The sequence below is a fragment of the Akkermansia sp. KLE1798 genome (assembly GCF_001580195.1).
Classification (GTDB): Bacteria; Verrucomicrobiota; Verrucomicrobiia; order Verrucomicrobiales; family Akkermansiaceae; genus Akkermansia; species Akkermansia biwaensis.
Window position 1 is genome coordinate 1 of the sequence record NZ_KQ971087.1, and the last position, 20,747, is coordinate 20,747.

Genomic DNA, 20,747 nt, shown 5'->3' on the forward strand with positions numbered 1-20,747 from the left:
CGTCCCGATAGAGATTGACCAGGGTGATGACTTCCTCCCCTTCCTTGTCCGGAGGAGTCACATTGGGGTCGAGGTAGGAATTGATATCGGGCACATCCGCCTTGTCGGAGAGAATGGCAAGGCAGAATTCCTGTGCGGAGCCCAGGGCGGGATGATATTCATGGATGATTTGACACCAGTAATACCCCTGTTCCAGTACGACGCTCTCCGGCTTCACGGGAGTGTCTTTTGCTTCCTTCGTGAACTCCATATTCTTGAAGGGAATGGACAGGGAGATGAAAGAATCGGCGGCCAGGGAAAGGAAATAGGTTCCACCTTTCATAATTTTGAGGTACCCGGTCCATTCATGGCGAGTGTCATCGGAAGCGGAGCGTGGAGTGATGAGAACGGGAGCGGTGATGCCGTTGACGTAGAAGTCGCCTTGTGGGAGGCCATTGGCGAACATGGGAACGAAGGGATAGCGGGGATCCAGGGTGTTGTCGGTATTGTTCATTGTCTTGCAAATCAGGATTGTTGAATGATTTGCGGACAATGTAGAACTACCGGTCGCCCAAATGAAAGACGCCTAAAATGTTAAGGACTCATTTCATCTTTGAAATGGGAGGTAATATACAGAAAAACGGGCTTATCCTTTCCGATGAATTCCTAAAAATGCCGGGACAAAAATGAAAATTACACTGGAATCAACATTCTAATCACAGTCGATTACCAGAACAGGAATTTATTCCGTTCAACAAATCCGATTCCTGAAAAACAGAAATCAAAGCACTACCTGCCTCCGCTACTCTTCCTCCACGGGCTTTGCCGAAGAGTTCAGGGCGCACTGGCGCACATAGTCGTAAATCTTCGGATCGCTGTCCCCGGCGGCCCAGACTACGCGCAGAAAATCGGCAGGATGAATGTGGCCGTGGTCCCGGAAAAAACGGCGGTCGTTTTCACAGCAGTAAATGATATCGTCTCCCATGGACCCGGCCAGCTTGGCTCTCGCCTTGGCAATCAGGCGCGGCAGGTAGGGAAGGCCGCTGAGCTCATCTCCGAATCCGGGCAAATCATACCCGATCACGGGTTTTCCCTGGTAAAACTGGCCATGCTGGATAATCAGGAAAAAATCCCGGCGCGCCGCGGCTATCAGCAGTACCGTCGTAGGAGACGGAGCTCCCGTGCGGGCATAGGATTCCACAAAGTCAAACAATTCCCTCGTGCGACAGCCGATGGAAGACAGAAACATGATTTCCTGGTCCGTGAAGAAGCCGTCCACATTCCGGTGGCCTTCATGGTAGCGCCCCACCGCTTCGCGGAAAAGGTCGTAAAACGTATCGTTCCAATCTTCCTCCATCACCGTCCGGGGGTTCTGTGCTTGCGTTTGAAATTCAGCATCATGATCTGCTTGGTCAGGCTGGCCTCAAACCGCGCCTGTTCCTCGCGGGACATTTCAGAACGGGCCTTCAGCACTTCCTGCGCTTCCTCAATGGCGCGCTCCACGCTGCTTTCATCAATCTGGGAGGAGTCCAAAGCCAGGTCCGTCACCATGAGTACATGGTCATCGTTGATCTGCACAAATCCGGTTCCCACCACCATGCTTTCCTCCGGTCCGTCCACAGGCTTGTAGCGGAGCTCCCCCGGTTCCAGGGAAGTGATCATGGCCGTGTGGTGGTCCAGCACCCCCATTTCACCAAGGCTGCCGGGCAGGTACACATATTCCACCTTGGCGGAGACCACCACTTCATCCGGGGTAATGACTTTGAACTCCATGCTCATGGTACGGAACGATCGGGAAAAGGGTTATTTGGCCTCCTTGAGAACGTCTTCTATGCTGCCGCGCATGAAAAAGGCGTCTTCCGAGACCATGTCCAGCTTGCCTTCCAGAATCTCCTTGAACCCGCGGACCGTTTCGGACACGGGTACATAGGCGCCGGGAATACTGGAGAAGACTTCCGCCACATGGAAGGGCTGCGTCAGGAAGCGCTGGATTTTGCGGGCCCGGCTCACGATGAGCTTGTCTTCTTCGGAAAGCTCATCCATGCCCAGAATGGCGATCATGTCCTGAAGGTCCTTGTAGCGCTGCAGGACCATCTGCACGCCGCGCGCCACCTGGTAGTGTTCCTCTCCCACGGTTTCCGGGGCAAGAGCCTTGGAGGTGGAGGCCAGCGGGTCCACCGCGGGGAACAGGCCCTGGGCGGCCAGCGCACGTTCCAGCACCACCGTGGAATCCAGGTGGGCGAAGGTGGTGGCGGGAGCGGGGTCCGTCAAGTCGTCCGCAGGGACATAAACAGCCTGCATGGACGTGATGGAACCGTTCCGGGTGGATGTGATGCGCTCCTGAAGGTCCGCCATTTCCTCCGCCAGATTCGGCTGGTAGCCCACGGCGGACGGGGTGCGGCCCAGCAGGGCGGACACTTCCGACCCCGCCTGGGAGAAACGGAAAATGTTGTCGATGAACAGGAGCACGTCCTTGTGCTCTTCATCGCGGAAATATTCCGCCATGGTCAGGGCGGAAAGGGCCACGCGCAGACGCGCTCCCGGCGGCTCGTTCATCTGGCCGTACACCAGGGCCACCTTGGACTCCTCCGGCTTTTCCAGATTAATGACGCCGGATTCAATCATTTCATTGTACAGGTCGTTCCCTTCGCGGGTACGTTCCCCCACCCCGGCAAAAACGGAAAGGCCGCTGCGCGCCTTGGCGATGTTGTTGATCAGCTCCATGATGAGCACGGTCTTGCCCACGCCGGCGCCGCCGAACGCGCCGACCTTGCCGCCTTTCAGGAAGGGGCAGATCAGGTCGATCACCTTGATGCCCGTTTCCAGCACCTCCGTACTGGTGGACTGTTCGTCCAGGGGAGGAGCGCTGCGGTGGATGCTTCTCACCCCGGCGCAGTCAGGCTTGCCCCGCTCATCCACGGCCTCACCCAGAACATTGAAAATGCGGCCCAGAACGCACGGTCCCACCGGCACTTCAATGGGGTGTCCCAGATCGCGCACGGGCATGCCGCGGCGCAGGCCGTCCGTGGAGCTCATGGCCACGGCGCGCACCCAGCCGTCGCCGATGTGCTGCTGGACTTCCAGCACCAGGGTCTTGCGCTGCCCGTTGATCTCATAATCCACTTCCAGGGCATTGAGCAGGGCGGGAAGCGTTTCGGACCGGGAAAAATCGGCATCGACCACGGCGCCGATGATTTGAACGAGAGTGCCTGTGTTATTCATAATGAGAAAATGTTAATATTGAAATATGATGAAGGGAAAAGTTGCTTGCGGGATGGGTGAAAGCCGTCGGTGTCCTTATTCCATGGCGCGCATGGCGGTGGTGATTTCCAGCAATTCGTTGGTGATCTGCGTCTGGCGCGCCTTGTTGTAATCCAGCGTAAGTCCGTTGATGATGTTTTTGGCGTTTTCCGTGGCGCCCTTCATGGCGACCATGCGGGCGGAATGCTCGGAAGCGCGGGCCTCCAGCACGATCTGCACCAGCCCGTGGAAAACGTACAGCGGCAGAATCGTATTCAGCAAATCCGTGGGGCTCGGCTCCAGCAGGAACTGCTTGTGGGCCTCCGCCCCGTCCAGGGAGGCGCCCCCGGCCTTGGCCATCTTCATCAGGGGATCCTGTTCAATGGGCAAAAGCTGGCGGAAAAGGGGCTTCTGCACCATCGTGTTCACAAAGCCGGAGAAGGCCACAAATACGCGGCTGTATTCCCCCTCCTTGAATTTCTTCAGCAGGAAATCGAAAATGGGCTTCAGTTCCAACAGGGAAAGAGGGTCCGTCAGGCTCCAGGTGGCGTCCAATTGATCCCCCAGCCTGGCCAGCGTGGCATTCAACTTGCGGCCGATGGTAACGTAATGGGCGCCTTCCGGCGCGGCCTCCCGCGTCATCTTGATGAGGTTGGCGTTCAGGCCGCCGCACAAGCCGCGGTCCGTGTTCACCAGAAGCACCAGGTCCACGCCGCCGTGGCTCTGCATCAGGGGGCTGGAATTGGTATCTATTTCATCCTGGAGATGGTAGAGCACTTCCGCCAGGGCGCGGATGTAGGCGCGGCCCTTCACGGCCTGCTCCTGGGCGCGGCGCATCTTGGCGGAAGCCACCATCTGCATCGCCCTGGTGATCTGGGACGTGTTTTTGACGGACTTGATCCGGCGTCTGATGTCTCTCAGGTTGCCCATGTTTCAGTGCTCCGGTAATCGTTAGTTCCAGCTGAGCTTGAAGGATTCGATGGCGGCCTTGAGCCCGGCGTCTATCTCAGGGGTCAGGTCCTTCACCTGCAGAATGCTTTCCAGCAAATCCGGATGCTGGTCCTGGAGGTAGGCCTCCCAGGCGTTCTGGCATTGCTTGATGCGGTCCACCGGCACGTCGTCAAAATATCCTTTCTGCATCGCGTACAGGTCGGCGGCCTCCAGCCCCAGGGACTTGGGTTCGTACTGGTTCTGCTTGAACAGTTCCACGATGCGCTGGCCGCGCGCCAGCTTGGCCTTGGTGTTCGCGTCCAGATCGGAACCGAACTGGGCGAAGGCCTGCAATTCCGTAAACTGGGCCAGGTCCAGCTTCACGGAGCCGGCCAGCTTCTTGATGATCTTCGTCTGGGCGGAGGAACCCACGCGGGATACGGAAATACCCACGTTGATGGCAGGCCGCACCCCCTGGTAGAACAAGTCCGTCTCCAGGAATATCTGGCCGTCCGTGATGGAAATGACGTTCGTGGGAATATAAGCGGAAACGTCGCCCGCCTGGGTCTCGATGATGGGGAGCGCCGTCAGGGAACCGCCGCCGTGCTCCTTGTTGATGCGGGCGGCGCGCTCCAGAAGGCGGCTGTGCAGGTAAAACACGTCGCCGGGATACGCTTCCCGCCCGGATGGACGGCGCAGAATCAGGGAAATCTGGCGGTAGGCCACGGCGTGCTTGGAAAGGTCGTCGTACACGATCAGGGCGTCTTCCCCCTTGTCCATGAAATATTCACCCATCGCGCACCCGGCGTACGGCGCCAGATACAGCATGGCGGCGGGATCGGAGGCGGAAGCGGCCACCACGATGGAATATTTCATGGTCCCGGTTTCCTCCAGCTTGGCCACCAGGCGGCTGATGTTGGAACGCTTTTGGCCGATGGCCACGTAAATGTTGTACAGGGGCTGGTGATCGGGCAGCTTGCCTTCCTCCGCCAGGCGATTCTGTTCCGCCTGGGCGATCATCGTGTCCACCGCAATGGCCGTCTTGCCCGTGGCGCGGTCGCCGATGATCAGTTCGCGCTGGCCGCGGCCAATGGGAATCATCGCGTCAATGGGGAGAATGCCCGTCTGCACCGGAACGGAAACGGACTGGCGGGAAATAATGCCGGAGGCGATCTTCTCCACGGGATAATAGGCTTCCGCCTCAATCGGCCCCTTGCCGTCAATCGGTTCGCCCAGCGTATTCACTACGCGGCCAAGCAGGGCGCGGCCCACGGGAACGGAAAGAAGACGGCCCGTGCATTTGACGATGTCCCCTTCCTTCAGGTCGGAATCGTCACCCAGGATGACGGCGCCCACTTCGTGCTCTTCCAGGTTCATCGCCAGGCCCATTACGCCGCCGGGGAATTCAAGCATTTCATTGAGCATCACGCCGCTCAGCCCTTCGATCTTGGCGACGCCGTCCCCCACGGAACGAATGACGCCCACGTTTTCCTGGCTGACGGCAGCCGTGGCTTTCTTAATTTCTGCTTCGAGTTCTTGAAGTATGTTGCTCATGGGAAAAATGGTTCATTGGTTAATTGGAAAGGGAGCGGGCCAGATCGGCCAGCCGGTCTATTTTGGAGCGAACGGAACCGTCGCGCACATCGTCGCCCACCTGGATGCGGATGCCGCCCAGCAATTCCGGGGCAACCTCCCAGTGGTAATAAAGGCCTGCGCCGTATTTCGCGGCCAGCTTCTGCTGGATTTGGGAGCGTTCCTCGTCCGTCAGGGGCACGGCGCTCCGGATGGTGGCGGTCCGGCTCTTCACGGCGTATTCCACCATGCGGGAAAAAGCGGTCAGCAGGGCCTCATAATTGCGGGGCTTGCGTTCCACGATTTTCCGGGCAACCAGGCGCACCCGGTCTTCCACCACGGAATTGCCGTCCATGCAGAGCCGGAAAAGCCTGCGCGCGGCGTTTTGCGTGTCCTTGCCGATCTTCATAAAAACATTCAGGAATCCAGGCTGTCAATGGCCTCCCGGTTGATGCGGCGCTGGTCTTCCTCCGTCAGCACCTTGCCGGTGACCTGGGCCGTGGCAAGCGCCACCAGCTGGCCGAACTGCTCCTTCAGGGCGTCGCGCTCCTTCTGCTGTTCCAGGGCGGAAAGCTCATGCGCCTTCTTGATGATTTCCGCCGCCTTCTCGGAAGCGGCGGCTTCCTGCTCTTCCAGCAGGCGGGCGGCCGCGGCCTTGGCGGCGTCTATCTTCTCCTGCCCCTTTTCACCCGCTTCCACCAGCATTTCCCGCGTCTGTTCCTTCACGGTCGCCAATTGGCGTTCGCTTTCCTCCCGCATTTCCTCGCCTTCCTCAATGCGCTGGCGCCTTTTTTCCAGAATATTCTGGATGGGCTTGAATGCCACGTAACGCAGAATCACCACCATCAGGATGAAGGCGATCAGGTTGGCTAGAAACGGCTCCCAGCTTGTCACGCCAAAGGGCGCGAAAGGGTTCCAGGACTGGTCGGCTATGATTTGCAGCATAAAAATGAATTGGTTGGAACATGCCGGAGAAAATACTCCGGAAAAGGGGAAGGCCGTTCCCGGCCGGGCCACGCCGCCCGGGAACGGAGCAAATTCATGACTACATGAAAATGGAAATCAGGGCCACCCCTTCAATCAGGGCCGCCAGCGTGATGGCAATCACCATGATGGAGGAGGAAGCGCCGGGATTGCGCCCGGTGGATTCGGCGGCCTTCGCGCCAATCATGCCAATGCCCAGGCCGGCGCCGATGGTAACGAGGCCGAACCCCACATTGCCGGACAGCTCGGCAAGGGAAGCCATTGCGGTAGGATCAATCATATTGTCTGTTGGTTATGTTTTTTGTTGTTGGAACGTTCCCCCACGGTTTGCCCATGGTCGGAAACGGAAATTCTACACCCGGTTCAGGGCTTGTTCCCGGCTCCGGGTTCCGGCAGGGATTCCGGAGGAGTGTCGTGCCTCTGGGAATCTTCATCGCCTATCTGGAGCTTCAGGAAAATGGCGGTAAGAAGAAGGAATACGAGTGCCTGGATGAAGCCGACCAGCAGTTCAATGGCCAGGAACGGCAGTACGCACAAGGCGCTTCCCAGGGGACCGAACATGTGGGACATCGTTTCAATGATCGTCTCACCGGCGTAAATGTTTCCGAACAAACGGGCGGCCAGCGCAATGGGCCGGATGGCAATGCTGAGGCACTCCACAATCCCCACGAAAATGAAAATGGGAACCAGCACCGCCCCCATGAACCCCTTCATCCCCCCCTTGGGACCGAACAGATGGAGGAAGAAATGCTTCAGCCCCTGCTCCCGAATGCTCCAGTACAGCCACATCACGGCATAAAACAGTCCCAGGAACATGGTCACGTTCAGGTCGGCGTTCGCCCCGCGGAAAAGAGGAACCCCATGATAGGTAATGGTGCCGACGCCGGGCAAAAGCCCCATGTAATTGCTGACCAGAATGATGGTGAAAATGGTGCCGAAGTACCAGAAATACTTGCGGGTGAGCCGCGGCCCCAGAAGGGACTCCACAAAATTGTACAGGGTCTCAAAAAAATACTCCACCATGTTCTGGAACCTGGAGGGAAGAATCTTCATGGCGCGCGTAGCCAGCCATACCACCAGGCTGATGAGGAGAACGGCCAGGAAAAGCATCAGCATGGAATTGGAAACCGGCAGTTCGATTCCTCCGGGAAGAGGCAGGGAAAACAGCTGGGGGGCCGCCTGGTCCAGCCCATGGCCTCCGCTTTCCTCCGCCGCCTGGGCAGTCCCGCCCAGCATGCCGGACACCATTGCCGCCGCCAACCACAGGAACTGGAAAAATCTGCTCATCGTTTCTCTCTAGCCATTGCTTGTGTCCATTCCGGCAAATAAAAGGCATCTCCTTTATTTGACAGTGGTAATTGTGGACTTTCGCCCTACCCTTGGCAAGCTCAAAACTCGGCACGCGGATAAAATGTATACATTTGTTCATAATCTCACGCTCCGCAGGAAAGCCGCCCTGTTCCTGCAATCCATCCGCCATAAATAACGGAAGGAAAGTCCGGAGTACCCCGGGACTTCCCGCACAAGCGGAGCTTTCTCCCGCTTCGGATAAAAAGGAAGGCCGCTCCACGCGTGGTGAAGCGGCCTCCGTCAAAACGTCATGGCAGGTTTACTTGCCGGCGGAAAGAATATGGATGTGGTACACGTCCCTGCCGTCACCAGCCTTGCGGCCCGTGGCATGAATGCCCGTAACGTCGGAGGTGATCACGTCCAGGGCCTTGGCGGCTTTCCGGATATCCTTGTTTCCGTCAGCGGCGCTCTTCAGGGCGTCCCGGACCGGAACCAGGTTCAGCTGGAACTCCATCGGGGCCACCTGGCCGGGAGCCTTCATGGACTCCTTGAGAACTTCGTCACCGAACGCCTTGGGCATGCTGAGGGCCCAGCGGGAATCGGACACGCTCACCACGGGATTCAGATCCGCGCCCAGCGGGCATTGATAATCGTACGTGGTGACATCCCCTTCCGTAGTGGCCTTGGGAGCGGGCAGTTCCGTCATCTTGCCCTGGCTGACCAGCGGAACAATCGTCTTGGAAGCGTCGATCACCTTTTGCCAGGCCTGGCCCAGGGCGGCGCGGTCCTTGATCTCATAAACCAGGGAGAAACGCGGAGACGGAACATTCTGGAGCATGGGATTGGGGGCTCCCTTCATGTCCACCACATAAGCGCCTGCGCCGGTCATGCCGTTCCAGGCCAGTTTCTGGGCCTTCCAGAGTTCTTCAATGGTGGGCCGGGCCATCTGGATCATGGGGGCCGCCATGCTCACCTGGTCGCTCACCTTGTTCTTGGGATCGGCAATGTAGGCGTTGCCGTAGTCCCACACAATCTGGGAAACATCCCCAATCAGGGAATAATACATGTCCACCGTCTCATGGTTGACGGCGCCGGACCAGTAAAGAACGGTGTCCGCGCCGGGACGCACGGAATTCATAGCCGTGGGGGCATCCAGCTTGTAGCAGTCCATCGGGTACATGGCTATTTCCAGATGAACCCCCTGGTTCTGCCAGGAATACCAGGAAACGGGCGTGGCGTTACGCGCCATCTTATCATAGAAGCCGAGAATATTTCCCTGAATGGAATCCAGAGAGGACAGGGCCGGAGCCATATCCGCAACCTTCCATTCCTTGCCGAGGAATTCCATCACCTGCTTCAAGCCGGTCAGATAGCCCTTGTACATGGCCATATCGGACTTCAGCGCGGCCTGCATCAAAGCCTTGTCCGCAAAGCACAATCCGTAGGCGGGATACTGAAGCTGGCCGTCCGCCATGTTGAAGTCCGGACGGGCAACGACGGAATCCTGCGGGGATGCGGCCACATGCACCTGCAACTCAGGATTCGTGGTCACAAAGCCTACAAGCGTGTCATTGACGAAGCCGACGACCGCGTACAGCTTGGAATCATCAAGGCGCTTCAATGCCTCGTTGATCTGCTCCCTGGTTTCGGGAGTAATGGAATTATCGGAATAAACCTCCTTCAGGTTTTCTTCTATCTTGGCGCGCAATTTCTTGCAGTCCACTTCCGCCACCTTGCACGCAAGGCCGTTGTATGTCTTGTCATACAGAGACACAATGCCGTGCAGCTCCATGTCTTCCGGCAGATTGGCATCCTTCAGGGCAGACTGGACCTGGGCCAGGGCATCGGGAGTCAGCTTGGCGGCGACCATCACCGGAGCCGTCTTGTCCTGTGAAGGCCGCAGATCGACCAGCGCAGCCCATTGAGCGAGCATGTTGAAAGTCCCGATCATCACCATTGAAGTTCCGGCGGGCATGGTGTCAGGATTCGTGTTCGCTCCGCCATTGCGGGAGGAAAAGAGGGAATACATGTCCAGCATCGACTCCATCTGATGCTTCCCCATATTGCCAAAGGCTCCCTGGGCGCTGTCCAGCCAGGCCGCCCATCCGGGGCCGAAGCCGACCATGGCGTCAATCACCGGGCTGTCCACCTTCTTGACGGTAATTTCGGAAAGATCCTCATTCACGACAACCTCGCCGCCATCCTCTCCGGGAATGGCGATGCTTTCATCCTCCTCTTCCACATCCACTTCGCACGCCCCCCATGTCTTGAACATGTTCAGGCTCTGGAAGCCCTTGATCATGCCGGGAATATCATAAACACCCGTCACCATGCTCATTTCCCTGGGGAACAGGGCGGCTATGCCCAGGCGTTCGGCGCGTTTCGCCACCAGATCGGCAGTGACCGGCTTGCTCAGGTCAATCGCGGCGGCCGGAGTGGACGCCGCGGCATCCTGGTCCGGCTTGCCGGAAGAATTCTTATTGTCGTCGGAACATCCGGCAAGGGCGCAAGTGAGCGCCACACAGGGTATCGAGTAAAGATAATGGGTTTTCATTGTCTTGAAACATGGGGTCTTAATGCACCTCTCAGGGCGTCCGGAGATCCGGACACAACAGCCTTATCGACATGCAACACTGACAGTATATAGGCATTCCCGCCGTGTGAGGCAAGCATAATGAGGAATAGCAGCGGCATCAACGGGCCGCGTCACCCCTGCCGCCACGGGATAAGCCTCTCCCCTTTCTCCCATCCACAGCCGCGGCAAACGGCATATTCTCCCCTTCCGGACAGGAAGCCCGCAGTGCACCCCCAGTCACAGCCAGTTATTCCTAAAGAGGTTCCGCCATCGGTATATCATCCGCCGGCATAGGCGCCCGCGGAGCGGGAGACGTCACGGGAACGGTATGATTGAGATGACGCGGAATCTGGCGGGGCAAACCCGGTATGTAGTCGGAATCCCCGCGCCGCGGAGCCAGCGGAGCCGCAGAAGGGTCCTCCGAAAGCGGAGGAGCCGTCCGACGGGCATTCCGCGGAACGCCGCCTACGGGAGTCGCCTTGATTTCGGCATCGGAAGAATCGTCCAGATCAGCGGGGATTTCATGAACCTTGATAGGCTCCATTCCTTCCGGATCATACAGGCCGGGAGGCAGGTTGTCCGGGACTACGGCGGGAACGCGGCCCTGCTCGCGGATGGCGGCCGCTTCCGTGGCGGAAGTTTCCTCCACCGGTTCCGCTACGGGAATGTCATCCTTGGGCGGGTCGATGATGGCCTTGATATCCTTCTTCTCCAGTTCAAAAAACTCTTTCACGATGGGCGCGGCAACAGCGCCCCCGCCCAGGGTTTCATGCGGCCTCCCTTCGTGCAGCACCACATACGCAAAACGGGGATTTTCATAGGGCATGAACCCGGCAAACCAGGCCAGGCGCTTGTCTTCCCGCTCCGGCCCCCACTGGGCCGTTCCGGACTTGCCCGCAATGCTGGAATAGGAGAGGCGGGCGCGACCGCCCGTACCGCCTTCAATAACGGCCTTCATCCCCTTGCGCACGCTGGCCAGGGCTTTTTCATAGTCGGGCAGCGGCCGCTGCACCTCCTGGGGCCTGGGAGCGTAAACCACATTGGAATTGCCGTCCTGGATCTGCTTGATCAATTGAAGCCTGGGGAGATAGCCGTTGGCCACGCCCGCCATCATGTGGGCCACCTGGAGAGGCGTCGCCAGCAGGGGACCCTGGCCTATGGACAAGTTGGCGGCATCCCCCGGCATGAAATCGCGCTTGTAATTGCGGATCATGTACTCGCTGGTAGGAACAAGGCCGGGATCATCCGGAAGAGGAAGCCCGGTGCGCTCGCCCAGGCCGAAAGCCCGTGCGGTATCCATCAGCGCTTCCGCTCCCAGCCTCAGTCCCATCTGGTACATGAACGGATTATTGGACATGGCCAGGGCACGAATGCAATTGGCGGAACCCAGAGGCACCTTGCTCCAGTTCTTGAACACGTGGTTGCCGATCGTGATGGAGGCGGGGCAGTCAATCACGGAATCCTCCGTAATTTTCCTGTTTTTGAGCGCGCTGGCAACGGTCATCACCTTGAACGTGGAAGCGGGGGGATAGCGCCCCTGGAACGCACGGGCGCCCAGCGGACCGGCGGGGTCATTGCGCAGGGCATCGTAATCCTTTTGGGAAATATTCGGGATAAACAGGTTCGGGTCGTAGGAAGGCGTGGAGGCCATCACCAGTATTTCCCCCGTCACGCAGTCCAGCACCACCATGGCGCCGCGCCTCTTGCCGCGGGAAAGAATGCGTTCCGCATCCCGCTGCCATTTCAGGTTCAGGGTGGTCACCACGGCGCCGCCCGGTTTGGGGCGTATTTGCAGTTCGTCCAAAATCTTGTTGCCGTCCTCGTCAAACATCAGGCGCCACACGCCCGGCGTTCCGGTCAGTGCCTTGTTGAATTCCTTCTCCAGCCCGGCACGCCCCTCCACCTGCTCAAACAGGGGGTCCATGTGGTTGATGGGGCCCGTAGGCAGCTTGCCGCGGGAACCCACATAACCTCCAATATGGCCCGCAATGGACTTCTCCGGATAATACCGGATATAAATGGGCATCAGCTGAAGGCCGCGGACATTCTTCACCTTGTCCTTCAGCTTCTCCGCATCTTCCGCGCGGATGACATTGGTCAGCGGCAGTGGCAGCCAGCGGCGGTGCTCATAATGTTTCCAGAACTGGTCGTCGGAAAAAGTCCATGCCTTTCCGGCTATTTTCTCCGCCTGCTGCAGGCAGTTGCGGGCAAACTCCACCACGCGGGACCTGTCCGGATTCTCAAAAATCTCAAACCTCAAGGCCAGCTGGTAGGCTACCTGCGTTACGGCCAGCGGCTCCCCGTGACGGTCCAGAATGGGGCCGCGGGGGGCGGGAATCAGGAGGGCCATCGTCCTGGCGGAAGGCCGCGTGCTGGTGTGGGCCTCGCGCGCGGCATCCAGGCGCCCCCCGCTCAAGGAAGGAATCAGGGAAAGGGAATCCAGCCCGCTCTGCTCCTTGTCCGTTTCCCGGGGCATTTCCGGAACATCGCCCAGCCCCTCTCTCTCTCCGGAAGCGGTGCCGTCAGACGTTTTCCTGTCCCCCAGGTCAACGGTTTTTACGGCGTCATCCTCTGCCGGAGCCTGGGCCGGAGTTGCCGCGGGGGCGGCCCGGCGTGAAGAACTTCCCCTGCGGGCGGCCTGGCCGCAGGCCGTGTCCGCAGCAAAGGCGGCCAAACTTGCCAGCAACACCAGGGAACGTATCAAAGCCATCATTTTCATGAACTTGCGGAAGTGTGCCAAATGTACGGGCAGGAATCAACGATTATTCGCGCTTGCACTTACTCCTGAACTACTACGGCCGTTCCCAGGCCGCATTTGTCAAACAAAATGCGGCATGCCTCCACGGGCACCCGGATGCACCCGTGGGAATTGGCATCCCGGTACACGGTCCCCACATGCAGGCCGATTCCTCCGTGAATGCGCATCCACAGCGGCATTTTGGCTCCGATGAACTTGCCGCCGCGCGGAACGGGAGAGGAGGAAGTCGCGTCCGAATTCACGCACTTGCCGCTCACGTCAAACACGCTGCCGTAGGACCGGGAACGGTAATCCTCATCCTTCTGGATGATGGTGAACCTGCCCTGCGGCGTTTCATGGGTGGACCTTCCGGTGCAGACGGGGAAATCCATGGCCACCTGGTCGTCCACCCACAGCACGCCGCGCTGGTTCTTCAGATGAATGACAATTTTGCTGTTCTTCGTCCCGGCCTGGCTGATGCGGGCGTCGTGATACCAGACGTCCCGCGTATGGCGGTAATTCGGGTCCGCCACAAAGGCATTGTAGGAAGAGGCATACCTGCCGTCCTTCATCAGCGGCCTGCCGTTGGGAGCCTTCGTGGAAGAGGAGCACCCCGCCAGCAGCACGGACACACACAGGAAAAGGAGAAGGGTAATGGGCGCGCGCGGCATGCGGCTTGCTTACCCTCTCCAACTGCGGAAATCAAGCACGATTCCCTCCCGACCCGGCATGTTTTCACGGAATGATAAAGAAAAGACCTTTCTTGCGTATATATCCCCGTTCCACCTCTTTCCCGGCCTGCTTTGAATCATCTCTCTTCCACCTCCAAACGCCCCCCAAGACTGGCATCCCTGGATGCCCTGCGGGGATTGGACATGCTCGTCATCCTGGGACTGGACGCGCTTATCCTGCTGCTGGCTTCCACGGCGCCGGGAAACGGACTGCTCAACACCGCCGCCATCCAGATGACTCATGCCGGCTGGCAGGGACTGCGCCTGTATGACCTCGTCTTCCCCGTCTTCGTCTTCATTGCGGGCGTTTCCATGTCTTTCTCACTGGCACGGCATGCGGATGAAAAAACCGGACCGGGGCCACGCCTGCTCAAAATCTGGAAGAGAGCCTCTCTCCTGGTCCTCCTGGGAATGCTTGTCAACGGCCCCCTTGCCTGGACGGAAGACATGAGGTATGCGTCCGTGCTGGGGCTCATCGGCCTTTCCTGCGCCATGGGGGGCACCTGCGTGCTCCTGCTCAGGCGCCGGAGAGCCATAGCCGCCGCGGCAGGCGGCATTCTGGCCCTGGTCGCCCTGCTCCAATTCTCCGGAGGGGACTTCACTCCTTCCGGCTCCGTCAATTCATGGCTGGACACGCACATGCTCCCGGGGAGCCTGCACGGCGGGACATTTGATCCGGAAGGCCCCCTCTGCATCATCTCCGCAGCCGCCCTGTGCCTGGGAGGCTGGCTGGCCGGAAGCTTCCTGCAGGACGGGCGCGTGCCGCCAGTCCGCCGTGTCCTGCTGATGCTGGCCGCGGGAGCATGCCTGTTCGGAATGGCGTGGGGGCTGGACGGCATCTACCCCATCATCAAGAAAATGTGGACCGGCACATTCGTGCTGGCCGCGGCAGGCGTCTCCCTGATGTTACTGGCACTGTTCCATCTGCTCATAGACGTCTGGAAATTCCGCCTATGGACGTTCCCCTTCCGTATCATCGGCCTGAACGCGCTGGCGGCCTACCTGATTTACCAGCTTCTCAACATCCACTCCCTCAACCAGCGCATCTTCAGCGGGGCGGCAGACCTGTTTCCGCCCTTCCAGCCCGTTTTTCTGGCCGCCACCCTGCTCCTGCTGCAATGGCTGATTCTTTTTTTCTTCTACAAACGCAGTATTTTTATCAAACTGTAGCCTACTGAACATGATGACAACCGCACGCCTGATCATGCCATTGCTGATGGCACTCACTGCCTGGACGGCCGTTGCCCAGCCGCAAACCTCCCTGCTGCGTCCCGTACCGGGAAAAACCGCACTCCCCCTTCCCGTACCGCCCTACCAATCCTTCTGCTGGTTTGCGGCGGACCGGGGCCGATGGCCCGGCGACGGCAACCGCGTGCTGCCCTGGTTTGGAAAAACGGACCCCGGAAAGCTGATGGACGGCAAGCCGAACCCCACCGTCGCCAAGCCGGGCGTGCACGCCATGTTTGCCCTGTTCCATCTCAAGGACGGCCGGTACATGGCCGTACTGCCCGTTGCCGAACCGGATTCCCTGGCGTGGCTGAGCATTGACGGAAAGGGAAACTTCATGGTGGAATACGGCACCCTGGGGAAAAACCTCGCCAAACCCCAGTCCGTCCTCGCCGTCATGGCCGTGGACGGCAATATTTACAACACCTGCTCCGCCGTATGGGAAAAAGCCCTGTCCCTCCCCTTTTTGAAAGGCAGAACCCTTCCCCGTGAAAAAAAAGCCTACCCGGAACCCTTCAAATATCTCGGCTGGTGCAGTTGGGAACAATACAAGAAAAACATCACTTCCGCCCTTCTTGAAAAAACGGCGCGCCATCTGGAGGAATCCCCCGTGCCCGTCCGGTGGCTGCTGGTGGACGACGGCTTCCAGGTCCAGGAAGGGCTCAAGCTGATCAGCTTCCAGCCCCGGCAGGACAAATTCCCGGAGGGCTGGAAGCCCCTCATGAAGCACAAAAGCGCCAAGCTGAAATGGATGGGCCTGTGGCACTGCTATTACGGCCTTTGGAAGGGCATCCACCCCAAGCACCGGCTTGGCCCCCAGGTCGCCCGCGGACTGGTCTCCACCCCCAGGGGCAACATCCTGCCCGGCGACGGTCCCGGCGGAGCCGGGGCGTTCTACAAGCCCTTCCTCCAGTCTGTCAGGGACGCCGGGTTCGACTTCGTGAAGATCGACGTCCAGGCGGAATACCTGAAACAGGCGGACGGCCTGGACAACCCGGTCCACCACAACACCAAATGCTCCGAGGCGCTGGAAAAGGCATGCCGCCAGACAGGACTGGAGCTGATCAACTGCATGGCCCAGGGAACCGTCAACATCCAGAACACGCGGCACAGCGCCGTCACCCGGTGCAGCATCGACTATAAAATGGGAGACGAGGCCATGGGCAAATCCCACCTTCTCCAATCCTACGCCAACACGCTGTGGCTGGGGCAGACCGCATGGCCGGACCACGACATGTTCCACTCCACGGACCCCGCCAGCGCCCGCCTGATGGCCATCTCCAAGGCCGTATCCGGCGGCCCCGTCTATCTCTCGGACCCGGCGGACAAACTCAACCCGGAACACATCATGCCTCTCGTCTGGTCGGACGGTCTTCTGCTCCGTCCCCTGGCTCCCGCCGTGCCCCTGCCGGACTCCGTCTTTCTGGACGCCCTGAATGAAGACCGCCTTTACCGGGTCATCGCCCCGCTGCCCGGCCAAAGCGCCGCAGTGGTCCTGTACAATCTGAAACACCCCTCCCCGGAAACGGCCATCCGCGGAAAAATCTCTCTGAACGACTACTGCCATGCCGGCGCCCTGCTGAAAGGAAATCAGGCGCTGGGCTATTACGGGACGCCCCTGGAAGGCATCGCCGCTTATTCGGCGGAAGGGGGACGCTCCCTCACGGCATCCCGGCCGGAGCTGGACGTGGACATCACGGGCTTCCAGGACCGGCTGTTCATCCTGGCTCCCATTGTCGGCGGCTGGGCGGTCATCGGCAGGGGGGACAAATTCCTCTCCCCCTGCGCCCTGGAAGGCACCCCGGAATACGCGAAAGCCTCCCTCCGCTTCCGCATCAGGGAATCGGGACCGGTCGTCATCTGGCACGGAAAGGGCCCGGTCAAGGCAGGCGGCACGCCCGTCAAAAACCTGGGAAACGGCTTCTATGAACTTCAATTCCCCGTCTCCTCCCGGCCTCTGGACGTCACGGTAACGGCGGAATGAATTTGCTCGCCACCGGAAAACGGGCCTGTCATGATAAGTCCATGTGCATTCTCCGTATCACGCTGGTTTCCGTGGCGCTGCTGACGTGCTGGCTGCCCCCTGCGGCATCCGGAAATACGGCGGAGCAGTCCGCGGCGGCGCCAAATGCTCCGGAACCGAAACAAGCCATTGAACAATTCCTGAGCCTGACCGCCATCTGGATGCTGGAGCTGGAATGGACGCACGCCTATGTCAACAAGACGCCCAGGGCGGAAGACTTCCGCAAGGCCATGCTGGCTGCGGGCTTGCAAGACTGCCCGCCGGACTTCCAGGAAGCATGGCTCAAGCAGGCGGCCAAACCGGGCCGCAACTACGCCGCCCCCGTGCTGCGCAAATACGGCATCAGCCTGAAAGACCTGCGGGAACGGCTCCAGGGAAGCCTTTTTAAAATAAATCCCGGCGTCCGGCCTCCCATCCCGCTTTACGACGAAGAGGAAAAAATTCCGCGCATGGATCCCCGCACCTGCGGAAATCCCAAAGACATCCTGAAGGCGCTGGTGGCTCTGCGGGCCCAGGTCATGGACCTCACGCCGGCCCAGTTGGAAAAAGCCGCCCGGTCCATTGAACGGGTCATGCTGGAATTCACGCTCGCCTACGTGGAAACCTCCATCTGCATGAACGCCGGAGGCATCAGGGAAAGCCAGGTCCGGGAGCTCTTTTCCCCCATCAATACGGAACAATGCCCGGAAGACTTCCGCCGCGCATGGCGGCATGACCTGCCGTTCTTTCTGAAAGGCCGCTTCACGGGCAGCGAACTGGCCCTGTCCCCCCTGTGCAAAAAATACGGCGTGGACGAACAGGAACTGCTCCTCCGCGTGCGTAAAAAACTAGCGGAATGGGATGTCAAACCTCCCACGCCCCGGACGCAGGCCGAATTCCGCCGCGACATGCAGGAAATCAGGGAAAACATGCTGGGCGGCAGGAAATAACGCCTCCCGTACCCGCAAAAACGGTCCTTCCACGCGCCGGGCTCAGCCCAGCAGGCCCGCATCCATCCCCTCGTTATACTCCCACAGGCCCTGCTCCACCATGAACGAGCTCCAACTGTTGAGAAGTTGCTCAAAATACGCGGCATTCACATTAAAATGGTAAAACGTGTGGTCGGCCACGTCCAGCAGCTCGAACCTGGCCTTGTTCCTCTTCTTCCTCCACAATTCCGTCAGGCGTTCGCTGGTCCGCCACGGCAGCAGCCTGTCCCGCCCCCCATGGCTGGCGAACAGGGGGGGAAGCCCCTTTTGCAGACGCTTCAGCGGATTCAGGGAATCCCTCTGCTCCGGCGTCATCGTATCCGTCAGCTTGAACACGGAATCCGCGGAAAGGTCGCACACGCCGCGGAACAGGGCCACTGCCGCAGGTCCGGGCGGCAGGGGGGCCTTCTTGCGGAAAAGGGACCAGCGGGCGGGCTGGTCCGGCAGCGCCGCATGCAGGGCCATCAATCCTCCGGCATCGCTGCCCGCCACGGTAATGCGGGACGGGTCCAGCCCCAGCAGGGGGGCATTCTCATACACCCAGGCCCAGGCCTCGCGCGCCTCTTCCAGAATATCCAGCGGCTCCACTTCATACGCGCCGCGCGTGCGGAACATCGGAATAATGCTCGCAATGCCCTGCTGCGCCAGATGAAGAGCCCACGGCACAAAATCCCCCAGGCTCTTGCCCACCCACATGCCGCCGTGAAAAAACAGGACGGAGGGAACGGAAGCGGACGCCTCATGGCCCGGAGGAAAAAACGCGTAGGCCATCAGTTCCTCTCCGTCGGAAAAGCGCCTCCATGCAAAGCCGGGCTGCTCCCGCAGCAGTTTCCTGTAGCGGGCTTCCGCCAGATGATCGGCTTCCGTGAACAATTCCATGAGGACGGCTTCATGATGCAATTGTGTTGCACTCCGCGCAAGTTTGATGTCTAAATAATCGTGTAATGACCTTCCGCTCCTTTCTTGCCCTTGCCTGTTGCGCCGCAGCCTTCGTGAATTCCGCTCTCGCAGCGCCGCGCCCCGGAGACTCCCAATTGAGGGACGATCTGGACGTGGCCTACAACACCTGGCGCCTGCACATGCTCCGCGGCAACTATGACGGGTGGAGGGCCACCACCTCCGCCTACCGCCAGGTGAAAGTCCGCAATCTGGCCGTTTCCGAAAAGCGGCCCTTCCCCGCCTCCCTGTTCCGGCAGCCCATGGCGCCTCCGGCCCTGTCTCCGCTCATGTACGTGGGTTCCGTGGTGGACGGCCCCACGGCGGCGGCCACCTATTATGGAAAAGTGGACCTGGGGCTGGGCGAGGAACCCACGGACGCCAACGCCCTGGTCCTGTTGTTCACGAATGAACGCGGCAAATGGAAATACGACCAGGCCCGCTTCTTCAACCTCTCCCGCCTCCCCGCCGTCAAGGACCGTCTGAAGCGCGGAGACGCCACCGTGCTGATGGAGCAGGACGGATTCCAGCCCCTTGGAAAAATCCCGCCCGTTCCGCCTCTTTGCCCTCCGGCCAAATACATCGCCAAAATCCTGGTGGACTGCCCCGGTCGCACCGTAAAGGCCAATATCAACAACATCTCCCATCATGAATTCGACAACACCAGGCAGGCGGAAGTCATCTCCGGCGGCCTCAGGGACGGGGGCAACTCCATCACGCTGAACTTTGCGGACAGCCCCAGCGGCGAAAAAGGAGCCGTGCTGGTGGAAGTGTACATCATGCCGGAAATTCCGGGCCATCTCCCCGCACGCGCCTTCACCTACTTCGTTCCGCCCAAGGAACTCCCAAGAAACGGGCCTTCGCTGATCAACGTCACCCCGGAATTATTAAACACCATGGCCCCTAAAAGCGCACCCGCCGTACCGGGCGCCGCTAAATAAAATCGTCATTCTTCAACGTTTCCTGCGCGGGTCCGGTCATACCGCCATATGACAACTCAACCTCAAGTCAACAGCACCTCGGTGTCCGGCGGTTCATGGTGGATGGGCATCCTTGGCGTCATTGAGCTATTTCTTGGATTTATTGCTCTGGCGTCACCTTGGCTCGTAGGAGCCAGCTTCATCTGGGTCATCGGCATCATGCTGATGGTACTGGCCGTCATCCGGCTGGTGCAGGTATTTACCGTTCCGGCCTCCAGAGGGTGGAACCTGGTGATGGCTATCCTGTACGCCATCGTCGGCTGGTTCCTGTTCCGTGACCCGAACATCTCCCTGGCCATCACCACGCTCATCATCGGATGGGGCCTGGTCATCGCGGCCGTCTTCCAGGGCGCCTTATGGCTCCAGACCCGCTCCCTTCCCGCCAGCGGGTGGCGCCTGTTCAATGTAATCATTACGCTGATTCTTGGCCTCATGGTCATCTTCGGCTGGCCGGAATCCTCCGCCTGGTTCATCGGCACGCTGGTTGCAGTGGAACTCATCTTCTCCGGATGGACGCTGCTCCTGTACGCCTTCAGCGGCCGCTCCGGCCGTCTCCGCGAATCACTTTAATCATT

19 protein-coding genes are annotated in these 20,747 nt (G+C 59.6%); 5 read left to right on the forward strand and 14 right to left on the reverse strand.

Going from position 1 to position 20,747, the window contains the following annotated elements; all coding sequences use genetic code 11:
* The 13 genes from HMPREF3039_RS08435 to HMPREF3039_RS08495 all read right to left on the reverse strand — a co-directional run.
* Positions 1-493: hypothetical protein (locus HMPREF3039_RS08435; protein ID WP_156473611.1), on the reverse strand; the 493-nt coding region annotated here is incomplete at its 3' end.
* Positions 494-781: 288 nt separating this feature from the next.
* Positions 782-1,336, reverse strand: a complete 555-nt coding sequence (locus tag HMPREF3039_RS08440) for a DUF5069 domain-containing protein (RefSeq protein WP_067572818.1) — start codon at positions 1,334-1,336, stop codon at positions 782-784.
* A complete protein-coding gene (gene atpC, locus HMPREF3039_RS08445; protein ID WP_067572816.1) occupies positions 1,336-1,758 on the reverse strand; it encodes an ATP synthase F1 subunit epsilon in 423 nt (140 codons plus the stop codon). The genes HMPREF3039_RS08440 and atpC overlap by 1 nt, the downstream gene beginning before the upstream one ends.
* A 24-nt stretch (positions 1,759-1,782) precedes the next feature.
* On the reverse strand, positions 1,783-3,201 hold the full coding sequence (gene atpD, locus HMPREF3039_RS08450) for a F0F1 ATP synthase subunit beta (RefSeq protein ID WP_067572814.1): 1,419 nt from the start codon (positions 3,199-3,201) through the stop codon (positions 1,783-1,785).
* 75 nt (positions 3,202-3,276) lie between these two features.
* Positions 3,277-4,149, reverse strand: a complete 873-nt coding sequence (gene atpG / locus HMPREF3039_RS08455; protein ID WP_067572812.1) for an ATP synthase F1 subunit gamma — start codon at positions 4,147-4,149, stop codon at positions 3,277-3,279.
* Between the two features lie 21 nt (positions 4,150-4,170).
* Positions 4,171-5,703: a F0F1 ATP synthase subunit alpha gene (gene atpA, locus HMPREF3039_RS08460; RefSeq protein ID WP_067572810.1), complete on the reverse strand. Its 1,533-nt coding sequence runs from the start codon at positions 5,701-5,703 to the stop codon at positions 4,171-4,173.
* A 19-nt stretch (positions 5,704-5,722) separates the two neighbouring features.
* Positions 5,723-6,130, reverse strand: coding sequence for a F0F1 ATP synthase subunit delta (locus HMPREF3039_RS08465; RefSeq protein ID WP_067572808.1), 408 nt, complete (start codon positions 6,128-6,130; stop codon positions 5,723-5,725).
* An 8-nt stretch (positions 6,131-6,138) separates the two neighbouring features.
* The gene (locus HMPREF3039_RS08470) at positions 6,139-6,666 is read right to left on the reverse strand and encodes a F0F1 ATP synthase subunit B family protein (RefSeq protein ID WP_067572831.1); all 528 of its coding nucleotides are present in this window, start codon (positions 6,664-6,666) and stop codon (positions 6,139-6,141) included.
* A gap of 100 nt (positions 6,667-6,766) precedes the next feature.
* Positions 6,767-6,985, reverse strand: a complete 219-nt coding sequence (locus HMPREF3039_RS08475; RefSeq protein WP_067572806.1) for an ATP synthase F0 subunit C — start codon at positions 6,983-6,985, stop codon at positions 6,767-6,769.
* A gap of 83 nt (positions 6,986-7,068) precedes the next feature.
* Entirely contained in the window at positions 7,069-7,992 is a 924-nt protein-coding gene (atpB, locus tag HMPREF3039_RS08480; protein ID WP_067572804.1) for a F0F1 ATP synthase subunit A, read from the reverse strand.
* 322 nt (positions 7,993-8,314) lie between these two features.
* Positions 8,315-10,549 (reverse strand): hypothetical protein, encoded by a 2,235-nt coding sequence (locus tag HMPREF3039_RS08485; protein ID WP_147550040.1) that lies wholly within the window; start codon positions 10,547-10,549, stop codon positions 8,315-8,317.
* Between the two features lie 274 nt (positions 10,550-10,823).
* On the reverse strand, positions 10,824-13,283 hold the full coding sequence (locus HMPREF3039_RS08490; protein ID WP_197483339.1) for a peptidoglycan D,D-transpeptidase FtsI family protein: 2,460 nt from the start codon (positions 13,281-13,283) through the stop codon (positions 10,824-10,826).
* A gap of 65 nt (positions 13,284-13,348) precedes the next feature.
* Positions 13,349-13,978, reverse strand: a complete 630-nt coding sequence (locus HMPREF3039_RS08495) for a L,D-transpeptidase (protein WP_067572798.1) — start codon at positions 13,976-13,978, stop codon at positions 13,349-13,351.
* Positions 13,979-14,110: 132 nt separating this feature from the next.
* On the opposite strand from HMPREF3039_RS08495, the gene HMPREF3039_RS08500 reads away from it, so the two are divergent.
* The 3 genes from HMPREF3039_RS08500 to HMPREF3039_RS08510 are packed head-to-tail and all read left to right on the forward strand — an operon-like array spanning position 14,111 to position 18,217.
* Positions 14,111-15,208 (forward strand): DUF5009 domain-containing protein, encoded by a 1,098-nt coding sequence (locus HMPREF3039_RS08500; RefSeq protein ID WP_067572796.1) that lies wholly within the window; start codon positions 14,111-14,113, stop codon positions 15,206-15,208.
* Between the two features lie 10 nt (positions 15,209-15,218).
* Positions 15,219-17,249 carry a Sip1-related alpha-galactosidase gene (locus HMPREF3039_RS08505; protein WP_067572794.1) on the forward strand — a complete coding sequence of 677 codons (2,031 nt, stop codon included), beginning with the start codon at positions 15,219-15,221 and terminating at the stop codon, positions 17,247-17,249.
* Positions 17,250-17,290: 41 nt separating this feature from the next.
* Positions 17,291-18,217: a hypothetical protein gene (locus HMPREF3039_RS08510; RefSeq protein ID WP_067572792.1), complete on the forward strand. Its 927-nt coding sequence runs from the start codon at positions 17,291-17,293 to the stop codon at positions 18,215-18,217.
* A 42-nt stretch (positions 18,218-18,259) separates the two neighbouring features.
* On the opposite strand, the gene HMPREF3039_RS08515 is transcribed toward HMPREF3039_RS08510, so the two are convergent.
* Entirely contained in the window at positions 18,260-19,135 is an 876-nt protein-coding gene (locus tag HMPREF3039_RS08515) for an alpha/beta hydrolase (protein WP_147550037.1), read from the reverse strand.
* Between the two features lie 65 nt (positions 19,136-19,200).
* On the opposite strand from HMPREF3039_RS08515, the gene HMPREF3039_RS08520 reads away from it, so the two are divergent.
* The gene (locus HMPREF3039_RS08520; RefSeq protein WP_067572788.1) at positions 19,201-20,133 is read left to right on the forward strand and encodes a hypothetical protein; all 933 of its coding nucleotides are present in this window, start codon (positions 19,201-19,203) and stop codon (positions 20,131-20,133) included.
* A gap of 48 nt (positions 20,134-20,181) precedes the next feature.
* Positions 20,182-20,742 carry an HdeD family acid-resistance protein gene (locus HMPREF3039_RS08525; protein WP_082770231.1) on the forward strand — a complete coding sequence of 187 codons (561 nt, stop codon included), beginning with the start codon at positions 20,182-20,184 and terminating at the stop codon, positions 20,740-20,742.
* The last annotated feature ends 5 nt before the right edge of the window (positions 20,743-20,747 follow it).